General features: G+C 39.9%; 10 protein-coding genes. 3 read left to right on the forward strand and 7 right to left on the reverse strand.

Annotated features, from left to right (window positions below; all coding sequences use genetic code 11):
* The first annotated feature begins 203 nt into the window (after positions 1-203).
* The 3 genes from ACTXGK_RS29030 to ACTXGK_RS29040 all read left to right on the forward strand — a co-directional run bounded on the left by ACTXGK_RS29030 (position 204) and on the right by ACTXGK_RS29040 (position 5903).
* Positions 204-3287, forward strand: coding sequence for a TrlF family AAA-like ATPase (locus ACTXGK_RS29030; protein ID WP_114701981.1), 3084 nt, complete (start codon positions 204-206; stop codon positions 3285-3287).
* Between the two features lie 271 nt (positions 3288-3558).
* Positions 3559-4155, forward strand: coding sequence for a recombinase family protein (locus ACTXGK_RS29035; RefSeq protein ID WP_114701980.1), 597 nt, complete (start codon positions 3559-3561; stop codon positions 4153-4155).
* A 164-nt stretch (positions 4156-4319) separates the two neighbouring features.
* Entirely contained in the window at positions 4320-5903 is a 1584-nt protein-coding gene (locus ACTXGK_RS29040; protein WP_114701979.1) for a Fic family protein, read from the forward strand.
* A gap of 234 nt (positions 5904-6137) precedes the next feature.
* On the opposite strand, the gene ACTXGK_RS29045 is transcribed toward ACTXGK_RS29040, so the two are convergent.
* The 7 genes from ACTXGK_RS29045 to ACTXGK_RS29075 form a co-directional block, all read right to left on the reverse strand.
* Positions 6138-6581 carry a hypothetical protein gene (locus ACTXGK_RS29045; RefSeq protein ID WP_522910263.1) on the reverse strand — a complete coding sequence of 148 codons (444 nt, stop codon included), beginning with the start codon at positions 6579-6581 and terminating at the stop codon, positions 6138-6140.
* A 719-nt stretch (positions 6582-7300) separates the two neighbouring features.
* On the reverse strand, positions 7301-7633 hold the full coding sequence (locus ACTXGK_RS29050) for a DUF3817 domain-containing protein (protein WP_131603940.1): 333 nt from the start codon (positions 7631-7633) through the stop codon (positions 7301-7303).
* A gap of 275 nt (positions 7634-7908) precedes the next feature.
* Positions 7909-8616, reverse strand: coding sequence for a signal peptidase II (gene lspA, locus ACTXGK_RS29055; protein ID WP_114701927.1), 708 nt, complete (start codon positions 8614-8616; stop codon positions 7909-7911).
* A 141-nt stretch (positions 8617-8757) separates the two neighbouring features.
* On the reverse strand, positions 8758-10038 hold the full coding sequence (gene ccmI / locus ACTXGK_RS29060; RefSeq protein ID WP_114701928.1) for a c-type cytochrome biogenesis protein CcmI: 1281 nt from the start codon (positions 10036-10038) through the stop codon (positions 8758-8760).
* The gene (locus ACTXGK_RS29065; protein WP_371532842.1) at positions 10035-10517 is read right to left on the reverse strand and encodes a cytochrome c-type biogenesis protein; all 483 of its coding nucleotides are present in this window, start codon (positions 10515-10517) and stop codon (positions 10035-10037) included. The genes ccmI and ACTXGK_RS29065 overlap by 4 nt, the downstream gene beginning before the upstream one ends.
* Before the next feature lie 83 nt (positions 10518-10600).
* The gene (locus ACTXGK_RS29070; RefSeq protein WP_193004894.1) at positions 10601-11194 is read right to left on the reverse strand and encodes a DsbE family thiol:disulfide interchange protein; all 594 of its coding nucleotides are present in this window, start codon (positions 11192-11194) and stop codon (positions 10601-10603) included.
* Between the two features lie 69 nt (positions 11195-11263).
* Complete coding sequence (locus ACTXGK_RS29075; protein ID WP_114701930.1) at positions 11264-13312, reverse strand: heme lyase CcmF/NrfE family subunit; 2049 nt, start codon at positions 13310-13312, stop codon at positions 11264-11266.
* Between the last annotated feature and the right edge of the window lie 90 nt (positions 13313-13402).

A 13402-nucleotide genomic window follows, 5' to 3' on the forward strand; every position in this document is an offset into this window, starting at 1 on the left:
GTTGAATGCTATCTTGCCTAAACTAAACCCTCTCAACCCGCAGTATCTGACCAAGAAGCAAAGTGTTCTGCAGAAAATAGCAGCTTTCGTTGAGAAGTTTAAAGGTGTGGGTGGGAAGGTTTAGCTAAATCAATAGAAAGCTCTGCAAATAAATCATGTTTATCGAGAATTCTAGATAGTTCATTAAAAAATAGGAAGTATTAATGATTAACAGTGAATACCCTAATGGATCTGAATGGCGAAAATGGGATCTGCATATACATACGCCAGCATCGTTTCATTGGACTGGGCAGAAGTTCAATAGTGATCCTTGTGATCCTAGAAATGCGCCATTAGTTGATCAGATGATAAATGCACTCAATTCAGCAGAACCAGCAGTATTTGCAATAATGGATTATTGGACTTTTGATGGTTGGTTTGCTTTAAAGCATCGATTGAAGCAGGACGATGCTCCAAAGTTAGAAAAAACAGTTTTTCCTGGTATAGAATTACGTCTAATGTCACCCCTAAAAGGAGGAAGATTAAACGCACATGTAATTTTCTCTGACAATATTAAAGACCAAGAGCTCATAGATTTTAAAGCTAATTTGAAGCTAGAGTTCCCAGGAGATGGATGTAGAAATTTATCTAATGATGCTCTTATTGATTATGCTCGTTCGGTTCCTGAAGATAAGTTAAGGCATCATGGCATAGATATATCTAGGGTATTAGATCATACAAATTATGCTCTAGAAGCTGGTTCAATAATGGCTGAATTGAATTGTGAAAGTTACAAGGAAGCCATAACAAAAGTAAAAAATAAACAAGCTATAGGTTTTATGCCTTTTGATACTAGTGATGGTTTAACTGGAATAGAGCGTAATGCTCATTATGTATACGTTTTAGGATTATTCAAAACTTCGCCAATATTCGAGACTAGAAATATTAGCATTTGGGAGGCTTTTTCTGGTATTAAGACCACTAAAAATGAGCGGTGGTTTGATGACTTCCAAATAGCATTAAATAATACTCCAAGACTAGCTGTTTCTGGCAGTGATGCGCATCGGTTCATTGGTATTCAAGGAAATGATGATCAACGAGGATATGGTGATTACCCTTCAGGAAAAGCTACTTGGATAAAAGCTAATCCAACTTTCCAAGGATTACAACAAGCAATAAAAGAGCCTGCAAAACGCTCTTTTATAGGTGCAGTGCCCCCCAAATTAAAGTTGATAAGAGAAAATAGAAGTATATTCATAGATAAGCTAGAGGTGACAAAAGTTCCATTGTCGGCATTTAATGAACGCTGGTTAGAAAATACTAAACTAACGTTAAACAATGATTTGGTTGCTATTATTGGTAATAAAGGAAGTGGTAAAAGCGCACTAGCAGATATTATTGCGTTAGTAGGCAACTCAAAACAAAGTCATCATTTCTCTTTCTTAAAGAAAAACCGTTTCAGAGGCAAAGTGGGTGTACCTGCAAAACATTTCATTGCAAAATTGATGTGGGGAGATGAACAAGTTTTAGAAAAAAACCTAAATGATGATCCAGAAATTGAACATGTTGAGTTTGTTAAGTATATACCTCAAGGACACTTTGAAGAGCTATGTAACGATCATGTCGACGGTAAATCCAATTCTTTTGAACAGGAATTGAGGGCTGTTATTTTCTCTCATGCTAATGAAACTACTAGGCTAGGCGCCCATAATTTTGAACAACTTATCGAACAACAAGAAAGTGCGCTGAGGAGTAATTTTGATAGTTTAAGAAGCGTGTTACATAAGATCAATCATCAGATATCATATATTGAAGGACAGATGTCAGACGTAACTCGTAATACGATTAGCGAGAAATTGACTCAAAAGAATAGGTTGCTTGAAGAGCATTCAAAGGCTAAACCTGAGGAAGTCTCTGAACCAACCATCGAGTCTTCTGCAGAACAACAGCAAGTCTCTGCCGAATTAACAGATGTAAATCGGCAATTAGAAGCTATCTATATACAACAAGAAGAAAATAAGATTAAGCTGACTAAGTTGGCTTCAAAGAAGAAGTCTTATTTAAATATAAAAGAAGGAATTGAGGTTGTTGAAAGATCTCTGAGTCAGTTTAGAAGTGATCATTTGGTTGATGCGGTAACTTTAGATTTAACTCTAGAAAGCTTGCTTTCGTTAGAAGTACATGAGCTGATATTGTCAGAAACAGATACTAATATTTCTACTGAAATTACAAGAATTAAAGCTAGTGATGCAAATCTTGATATCAATAAAAACATTTTAATTTTAAGACGAAACGCTTTAAATACAAGATTAAATGGACCACAGCAGGCTTATCAGCAGTACCTAGAATTATTAAATACTTGGGAAGAAAAACAGGCTGGAATAGTCGGATCAAACGACCTACCTGAGACAATACTGGGATTGGAGCATCAGCTCGAAAAATTAAATGATTTGCCAATTGAAAGAGATGAGTTGCAAACCCAAAGAATTTCAATCACCGCACAAATTTTTGATATTCTAGATGAACAACGTATCAGCAGGGAGGCTCTATTCAAACCTGTTCAAGAATTAATTCAAAGTAATTCTCTAATACGCAACGAATATAAGCTGCAGTTTCAGTCAGAATTAAAAAGCAACCTAGATATGATCTACGATAGATTGTTTTTAATGGTTAAACAAACTGCCGGTGATTTTAGAGGGGAGAGTGAAAGCTTAGCGGTACTAAGAGAATTAATGGATAAGCATGATATAAGTTCTAAACCTTCTCTTATAAATTTAGTTCAAGAACTACATGGGAGGCTTGAGGAAGCTTCAAAACTACCAGGCATACAATCTTTACTAAAGAAAGATCGTAATGCTAATGAAGTCTATGATTTCATATTTGGGCTAGAGTATCTAAAACCTCAATATACTTTGATGTTTCAGGATGCACAAATAGAACAGCTTTCACCAGGACAAAGAGGCGCTCTACTTTTGATCTTCTACCTCCTGGTTGATAAAGACAATAATCCTATAATCTTAGATCAACCAGAAGAAAACTTGGATAACGAAACAATAGTTAGCTTACTCGTACCTGTGTTAACTGAAGCAAAGCAAAAGAGACAAATAATTATGGTTACTCATAACCCTAATTTAGCGATAGTTTGTGATGCAGAACAAATAATTCATTGTGAATTTTCTCGTTCAAACAGCAATGATATTAGTTATATTTCAGGAGCCATAGAGTGCAGCATAATTAATAATAAAGCTGTTGATGTATTAGAAGGGACTATAATAGCTTTTGACAACCGAAAAATAAAATATATGTAGGGCATTACACTAATATATACCTGTTTTATGAATGTACGTCTAAAAGACCGATTATCTAAATCAACTATGTAGAAGCTAACAACCTACCTAGAATTAGACTAAGGTGGTTTTATCACCTTAGTCAGCCTATCATTAACCTATACCCAAAACATAAAACTTCTAAACGATAACCTATCTATCATTTGACTTTTATTTGATATTAAATGATAGTAATATCTTGCTATTATCAATGAACATCAATTATTAAGTCTAACTGATACAAAGAGGTATTATGACCGTTCGTATTTATGTGAGAGCCAGCACTAAGGATCAAGACGCTACTAGAGCATTAATAGATTTGGTTGCCTTCAGTAGCCGCTATGGTGATAGCTATGTTGATTACGTTGAGCACTTCAGTGGTACAAAGCTCGATAGACCAATCTTAGCTAAGTTGCTAAAGGACGCCGAGCAAGGCGATATTTTATTGGTTGAAAGCGTGGATAGATTAAGCAGACTATCTCAAGATGATTTTTCGATTCTAAAGCAGCGTATTAAAGATAAGGGCTTACGATTGGTGGTGGCTGATCTACCAACCACACATACGATGAGTGACGGTATGACAGGTGAGATCCTAAAAGTGATTAACGATATGCTGATCGATTTATTAGCGACCATGGCAAAGCTTGATAATGACAAGCGTAGAGAGCGCATTAAACAAGGATTGGCCAACAGTGGCTATAAACCCACTGGTAAGAAAGCCAATACCGCAAAACACAATCGTATTAAAGCATTGGCTAGTCAAAACAATATGACAAAAGAAGAGATCGCTAAGGCGGTTGGTGTTGGCGTAGCTACCGTTTATCGTGTCTTAAAGCAGGTCAATAGCTGAGGTATTTTAAATATCGACTCAACGTGACCTTTGGTCTTGATTTAAAGGCATCGCAACGTCATAAGAAAATCGTTTTAATGCAATAAGGCTTTATAATAATCATTATATTGCATTCATAATTGTTTTTGCGCAAAATGGCTTATCTATAATCGCTTGAGCCACTCATGATGAATACCCCTATCTCAGATCCTATTGGCGCAGCATGGCTTGTCCGTTATGCCAGCATAGAGCTGGTTTCGCCTTTATATGTCAGCAGTAGTATCGGTGGGCGCAGACAAACCTATAAAGACGGTGACGTCATTCATAACGCTTATCAGGAAACCGCACGTCCACTGGACACTATCATTGCGCACTTACAGTTTCACATGCGTCATGAAGTACTGAATTTAGAGTTACTGGTTCGTCTATTTGAGCAGATAGGGGCAAATGACGTGCAAGCATGGGTAAACGCTGAGCCGACAGGCAGCTATGCCCGTAGAATGGCTTTCTTGTATGAGTGGCTCATGGATAAGCATTTAGAGGTACCGAGTAATATAGGCGGTAACTATGTGGATGCTTTGGATACCAAGAAGTTGGTTACTTCAAGTCCTTCGCAGGTCATCAAGAACGCTCGCTGGCGTATCAATGACAATCTAGCAGGAACCCGTCATTTCTGTCCGATGCTGGTAAAAACAGAGGCCTTTACGCAAGCAGCTGCACTCGATATTGCCACAATGGTTGACAAACTTAACGATGAATTTGGGCAAGACTTACTGATGCGCGCCTCCGTATGGATGACCCTACGAGAGAGTAAAGCCAGCTTTACTATAGAAGGTGAGGGAAAAGAGTTAAAACGCATTGAACGTTTTGCCGATGTGATGGCACGGCGTACCGGCACCGGTGACATTCCGCTTGATCCTGAATCACTAGCAGAGTTGCAACAAGAGATACTCGGTAGCAAAACGGTTATCCAGCAGTATGGTGTCCGTCAATCACCAGTTTTTGTGTCGCATACTCAGGTCAATGGCTTTAAAGAAATTGTGCATTATATTGCTCCACCAGCTGATGACATTGCTGATAAGTTAGAAGGATTACAGGTATTTATGGAAAAGACTGAGGGACAATCAGCACTGATGCGTAGTGCGGTTGCCTCCTTTGCCTTTGTATATATTCATCCGCTGGCGGATGGCAATGGCCGTGTACATCGCTTTTTAATTAATGACGTCCTCAGGCGAGACCAGGTCATTCATGAGCCGATTATCCTACCTATATCACAAGCCATTGCCGAGCATCCCTCAGACCGGCATGCCTATGATAAGATTTTAGACCGTGTCTCTGTGCCGCTCATGAAGCAAATCCGTGATCATTACAGCTTTGATAAACAGGCAGTTACCTACCCTGATGGTATTCGCTCAAACTTAAATTTTGGAAATACTCACCTGATTCAACCTGCATGGCGCTTCATGGATCTAACGCCTCACGTTCAGTACTTATCAGGACTGATTGCTCATGTTATTGAAAAAGAGATGCATAACGAGTCACAGTACCTAAGAAAGCATGACCATGCACGACTGGCGATAAAAGAGATTGTTGAGATGCCCAACAGCTATGCCGATAGAATCATTCGCAGCATGCTACAAAATAAGGGTGCTAAAAGTAATAAGCTACTGAAGGATTATCCGTTTTTGGCAAATGATGAGGTTTGGGACGATATTTTCTCTATCGTTGTAGAGACCTTTAAAGATGAAGCAGATGGTTTGAATAGTTAGACGAACCCTGCTATACGCAGGAAAGTCTGCCTTGATAATCAAGCTCAAGCTAGTCTCAATATTATCGTTCCAATGATGATTCGTTTGTAAAACGATTCGGCGAAAATACCGTAGCCTGAAAAGTAATCAATATTTTTCTTGACCCTATTCAAGCTAATAAACTACTAAAAATAGAATATGTTAAAGGAACTTTGATAACAGATTACTTTTGTTTGACAAGAATTATTACAGCTCCTAAAATTTGAGTATTTGAGTATTTGAGTATTTGAGTATTTGAGTATTTGAGTATTTGAGTATTTGAGTATTTGAGTATTTGAGTATTTGAGTATTTGAGTATTTGAGTATTTGAGTATTTGAGTATTTGAGTATTTGAGTATTTGAGTATTTGAGTATTTGAGTATTTGAGTATTTGAGTATTTGTTTAGCTATAACAGCTATCAGCTGACGCGAACACTTAGCTGTAGCTTGTATTTCAGAATAGCTATGCCCAGATTTTAGGAGGCTAGCAATAATCTTACGCTTTTCGGTATCTTTCCTACGCCCTAAATATTTACCTTCTGTCTTAGCATGAGCAATACCTTGCACCTGACGGTTATGTCGATCTTTATAGTCCTTTCTAGCAATAGCAGCGAGCATATCAAGCATCATCGAATTAATGGACTGTAATACGCTGCTCATAAATTCAGTGCTGCTCTCAGATTGAGGCGTCATATATGAGGTCGGTAGCTCTTTTGATACTACCCCAGATTCTTTTCTAATAGCATTCTTTTGAGAGTATCCCAATCAGCTTGGTTTAAACGTGCTAAGCGGTCAATCTGCTCTACCAAAATTATATCGCCTTCATAGGCATCATCGATCACTTACATTAACTGTGGACGTATTAAAGTTGCGCCTGATTCGTTTTCGACATAGAAGGCGGCAATTTTGTGATCATGATCAGTAGCAAACTGTATAAGCTCGTTTTTGGTACGCTTGGCATCTTATTCTTTGGTAGACGCTCGTAGACACGCTCTGATAAACATAAACACGTACAATAGTCTGTTATAAGTAGTTCCATTACAGCAGTCTATTTTAAGTCGTCTATTAATCGGTTTTTGATGCCTTTTAGATGGTTCCCTTGGGGTATACCCTACGATAACAGGAAAGCCATCGCGAATGACAAAACCTGTTTAGCTTTTAAACAAGACGGGTTTGTCGATAGTATGTAAGATAAGTTCGAAAAGTAACTGGAGTGTGAGGCTATTCATACTTGGTCTGAATTAAAGTTTTATTGTGATTAATTTCTGCTCAATGTTATTCATTTGTCGCCATGATGAGTGATGGCGGCTTGTGATTTAGTTAGGAAAAATAATCTTGAGTAATAAGATACGTTTGTGGCATTTGTAGCAGAGCTTGTTCTAGGCTTCTTTACTTACATTTTCCTGCAAGTTCTTTTTTAGTAAATGATCGAATATAAATGGGCCAAAAGGTAAGAGTGAGCCGAGTACGCCCGCAGGTATTGCCCAAAGAGGCATTTTCATTTTGATAGCTGAGCCTATAAGTATTATGATATAGGTAATAAACAACATACCGTGTGCCATACCGATGTATTTCACACCTTCTGGAATGTCCATCATATATTTTAGTGGCATGGCGATGAAGAGCAATAATAAGAAAGAGGTGCCTTCTAGATAGCCTATAAGGGTAAGACTTTTTAACGCTGTCTCTTGTTTTTTTCTAAGGCTGTGAATTTTTTCAATAGTTGGCTGAGCCTGTGACACTGTATTTTCCTTTTGTTATGATCAATAAAGAATTTATGGATTATTCAATGTCTCTATAATAATGGCTCTACGCAGAGCTTTTAAGTATTGAGTTTTAAGACCTAAAATGAGTGAGTACCTATACCAGTCATACATTATCTTCCAGTTCACATTTTATAAACATACTCAAGTATAAAAAGTATGTTTCCGTATAGAGTGACTACGACGCTAGTTCATTTTGTTTGTGATAATCGGCATCAATGTGCTTATTTATTACGCTTACTTTCTAAAAATATCATGTCAATTATAATCAATGCGACACCGACACAGACACCTATATCTGCAACATTGAAAATAGGATAATTCCATACATCAGCATAATGCACATGGATAAAGTCAACCACTTTACCAATTCTTAAACGATCGATTAAGTTGCCAATCGCACCACCAAGCATTAAGGCCAACCCCATAGATAATAGCTTGGCTGCACGTGGCGCTTTGATTAAATAAACCGTTAAAAAGATAGCCATTACAAAAGCTAAGCCTGAGAAAAACCATTTCTGCCAACCGCCAGCGTCGGCTAAAAAGCTAAATGCTGCCCCATAGTTATAAGCGAGTGTCCAGTTGAGAAATGGTTCAATGACCGGTACGGGGTCATTGAACGCTAATGTGGTTTGGGCCAACCACTTAGTCCATTGATCAAGTATTAATACCATTATCGCCAACAAATACCAGATAAAAGCGCGACTGCCATTGGCAACCATTTTTGGCATTTTGTCCAACTTACCTTTAGGTGTTATTGAGTTGCCTGAAGTCACGTACATAGCTTTAGGCGTATGATTCATGGTTTTAGAGTCAATCGATTGATGAGTACTACTCACAGCTATAGGTACTTTATTGTCAGCAATATTAGTACTAGCCGATTCAACGCTATTCAATTTAGTACTATCTAATCTGTCGGTAGATTCAGTCATAGTTGTTTTCTTTATCTATGTTTATACAATGAACAATGTTAAACGTATATGTTTTTGGTATACAATTATTAATCGCGCCACTTTCATAAACGGCTCCACTTACCGCTCTGGTTTTATGAAACTTACGGTAATAATTTTTTATTAGGGAATCTGTTGATTGATTTCAACATTAACCTGAGTCTGTTCAACGCTAATCATTATAGGATTACCCGATAAGTCGCCTGATTCTGCTATGGCATTACCGCTATGACTAATACGAGCAACGACTGCTAACTGAGTTTTGTCACTACGAGCTGAATTTAACGTGCGATCTGGCATCATCGCATCAAGATTACTTAAGCGGATACTAGCCTCACCTTGCTTGATAATACTAATGGGTAAACGTTTGGCGGCAAACGGTGGACCTCCTTTAACGTCACGTATCGCAACAAACAACACATCATCAGCTTTCACTAACGGTAATAAATTAGCGTTAATTTTCACTGTCACGTCAATACCTTCTAGCGCTTGCTTTTCTTGCGTGCTAACGTAGTTGCTTAACTCATCTAAGCTTGCTAAAGCTTTAGTATGATCACCTGGTTTGGCCACAATGCTGCCTTGTAAGCGTTTAATCCAACCTTGCGCTTGGGCAAAGTTACTACTACGAGTCTCACCCATTGCCATGAGCATTTGAGCCCGTTCATGCTGCGGATTCTTAGCTAATATAGCTTGTAATAGACGGCGAATATTGGCGTCTAACTGACCTTCATTAACAAAAAAACTAGTCTGAGCATAAGTAGTAGCAATCTCCTCGTTATCAGGTGCTAAACGATAGGCACGCGATAAGGCTTCTAACGCAGAGTCAGTCGCCTCCATCGATAAGAAAAGTTCAGATAGGCGCATCCAGCGATTAGGATCATCAGCGTTACGATGGACGTTGGTCTGCATAGCGCTAATCAACTGACGACCGTTTTCAGTCGCCCACTTTGGTGGCTTATCAATCTTAGCCGTCAATAGGTCATCAGCCACTTGTCCTACTTTGTCCTCGCTTGTCCACAAATCAAACACGGGCGTACGATTGCCTATTAGTAAGTACGCCATTGCAGCCAATATTGGGATCCAAGCTGCGACAATTAAACGGCTTTTGACATCAGGGGTGACCATAGGTGTTATCTGACGCTGCGCATCTAATAGCTGACGCTCCAGTTCCAGCTTTTGATTTTGATAATGGCTATTATTAATAGTACCGCTGTCTTTATCTGTTTGTAGCTCAGCTAAACGTTCGCGAAATACTGCAACATTAATATCTAGCAGTTGATTGTCTATTGGTTTGGACTGCAAACGCGGTGCTCGTAGCCATGGCATAATAGCAATTAGCGCAAATATAAGAGCAATCAGCAAGCTTAGAGCTACAAATAAGCCAAAAGTAGAAAATAGAGTCATTTTTTGTCCTCTATGCTAGTAATATCGTGGTCGACATTCTCAGCTTGCGATAATAGACGATCAAGCTCAGCCTTTTCCGCAGAGGTCAAGGCAGCAGTACTGTTCACTGTAACGCCGTTTTGGCCACGGGCGACAACTTGGCGGCGTTTACTTTGCCAAAACCAACCAACAATTAAGACGAGCAATAATAGTGGTGGAAAAAACCATAGGATCCATGTCGATGGTCGCATAGGCGGCTTGTAGCTAATAAAGTCACCGTAGCGCTCTTGCATATAGGCGCGTATTTCAGCATCACTACGTCTATCTTTAATTAAATCATAGACTTTTTGCTTTAGATCCTGTGCAATCGGTGCATCAGAGGCTGCAAGGTTTTGATTTTGGCATTTTGGGCAGCGAAACTCTTCTATTAATCCACGATACTGAGCTTCTTGCTGTGGTGAATCAAAATCGTATACGTCAATAGCTGCGTTTGCCGTCATGTTAAGCAGACACGCTAGTATTAAGCTTGCTAGTTTTAAAATTATATTGAGTTTTATTTGAGGAGCTCTTATTCGAGTAACGTTCATTTGCACATCTCCTCAACCTGAATGAGATCAGGACTATCGTTGTTCTTATTAGCCTCATTAAGTACGGTCAGGCACGGCTTAACACGCTGTTGCCAATTGGCTTCATTAATCTCACCAACAATATGCTGACGAATGATGCCATCTCCATCCACAACAAAGGTTTCGGGCGCACCAGTTATGCCTAAGTCTAGAGCAAACTGACCCAATGAATCCTGAATAGACATAGAAAATGGATCACCGCCTTGGTTTAAGTAACTGAGCGCATTACCAATCTCATCCTTATAATTCACACCAACGATATCAATGCCGCGCTCTTCTAGTTGCATTAAAAACGGATGCTCAATAATGCAAGTTGGGCACCACGAGCCCCAAACATTAAGTAAAAACGGCTTATCTGGCAAATTATTATTGGTGATAGTACGGGTAGTATCTGCTAATAACGGCAGCTCAAAGGCAGGAACCGGACGCTCAAGAGCGGTATTGGTCACAATGTCTGTTGGTTTACCTAAGCGCATGTACAATATAACTACCAAACCAAAAAAGAGGATAAGCGGAATTAAGAACCATAGCTTCATCTGCTTTTTTTTCATTGCCTTTGGGTTACGCTGCTTACTGTTTTGGCTATCTTTTTGCTCAGGAGTGTTATTCGACATAGTCATTTATTTCTCCTTTAGTGTCGACATCGTCGATGCTGAGATTGCCTGCTCAATAGCTACCTCATTGACTCCATCAGTAGCCAAACTACCAGTAACTAGCAACGGAGCTTTAACTTTTTTGATGCGGTATCGTTTATCAAGCATACTAATTAATCCACCTAGAGCCATGATAATTGCCCCTAACCAAATCCAGCGAATTAATGGTTTTACATAAATCCTTAATGCCCATTGGTTACTACCATCGGCAATAGGTTCGCCCAGTGCGACATAAACATCGCGCATAAGACTGGGGTCAATAGCGGCTTCAGTCGTTGGCATCGTGCTGATAATATAAGTACGCTTTTCTGGAGTCAGTTTCGCCACTTCACGACCGTCTTTGGATACCACGACTTGCGCTTGCGTTGCATCAAAGTTACTACCCTTTATTTCAAAAAATTCAGTTACTTCAAAATCGTAACCTTGAACATTGACTGTATCGCCAATACCCATTGCTACGTCACGCTCAATACTCAGGCTACTAGTAAAGGCTATGCCAATGACAGCAACCAATACGCCAATATGAGCAGTCTGTTGACCCCAATAGCTCAGACGCAACTGCCGCAAACCGTTAAAAAGATTAGGCGCATTCTTAGTTTTATCTTTAAAATCAACTGCCATCCATAGCAGTGCCCAAAAGCTAACGGCTAAAGTCACACCAATATTAAGCATAGACGATGGATTAACAAAGTAAGTAATAATGGCAGCTAATACTAAGCTACTAACGGCGATGACCATGCCTATACCCAGTAGTGGACGGGTGTCTTTTTTCCAGCGAATATTTGAGCCCATACCCATAGCTATTAATAACAGCCACGTTAAAGGTACAAATAATGCATTAAAATAAGGAGGGCCAACGGACACTTGTCCTAAACCAAAGGCATCAGCGATAATAGGGTAAAGGGTGCCGAGCAGCACCACTAAGGTTGCAATCAAAATGATGGCGTTGTTGATCACTAAAAAGGACTCACGTGAAATCAGCTGATATTGACTTTCAACGGTTAAACGCCAACCTCGAACGGCAAACATTAATAGACCACTACCGATGATAATGCCAAGAATAGCTAAGATAACCAAACCACGCGTCGGATCAGCGGCAAACGAATGCACTGAGGTAAGGACTCCAGAGCGTACCAGGAACGTGCCAAGCAAGCTTAAGGCAAAGGCGAAAATAGCCAGCATAATGGTCCATGCTTTAAACACCCCGCGCTTTTCAGTGACTGCTAATGAATGCAGCAATGCTAAGCCGACAAGCCAAGGCATAAACGAGGCATTCTCTACCGGATCCCAAAACCACCAACCGCCCCAGCCAAGCTCGTAGTAGGCCCACCACGAGCCCAGTGCAATACCAATGGTCAAAAACCCCCAAGCCGCGAGCGCCCATGGACGTGACCAGCGTGTCCAAGCAGCATCTAAACGCCCTTCCCACAATGCCGCCATACAAAATGCAAAAGGTACTACCATACCCACATAGCCCATATATAACATGGGCGGATGAATAATCAGACCGAAATCTTGTAGGACAGGATTTAAATCAGCGCCATCGACCGCTAGATTGGGTAAGGTACGCTCAAACGGTGACGAGGTAAATATCAGCATCGTTAGCATCATTAACTGTACACCGGCCAAAATAACTAATACCCGCGCACGCATTGATAACGGCAAGCCGCGACTAAAGTATGATACCAGTGCACACCATGTGGCCATGATGGTCATCCATAGCAGCAAAGAGCCCTCGTGTCCGCCCCATGTCGCCGATAACTTATAGTACCAAGGCAACAGCGTATTGGAATGCTGCGCGACGTAACTGAGGCTAAAATCATTATAATAAAAACCTGCTATCAAAGCGCCAAATGACGTTATCATGGCGGCAAACTGTGCCCAAGCTAAGCTAGGGGCTAGTCGTTGCCAAGCAACTTGGTTATGAATAACACCAATAGTTGGCAGAATTACCTGCAATAACGCCAATACAAAAGCGGTAAGCAAGGCAAAATAGCCCAATTCTGTAATCAACATACGGTCTAACCTTATTTACTCTAATGCGGTTGCAGTTTACTGTGGCGGTGGAATTTTTATTATTAGAACCCACCCCCGAAATCTGCTGCT

The organism is Psychrobacter sp. T6-5 (assembly GCF_052258485.2).
Lineage (GTDB): Bacteria > Pseudomonadota > Gammaproteobacteria > Pseudomonadales > Moraxellaceae > Psychrobacter.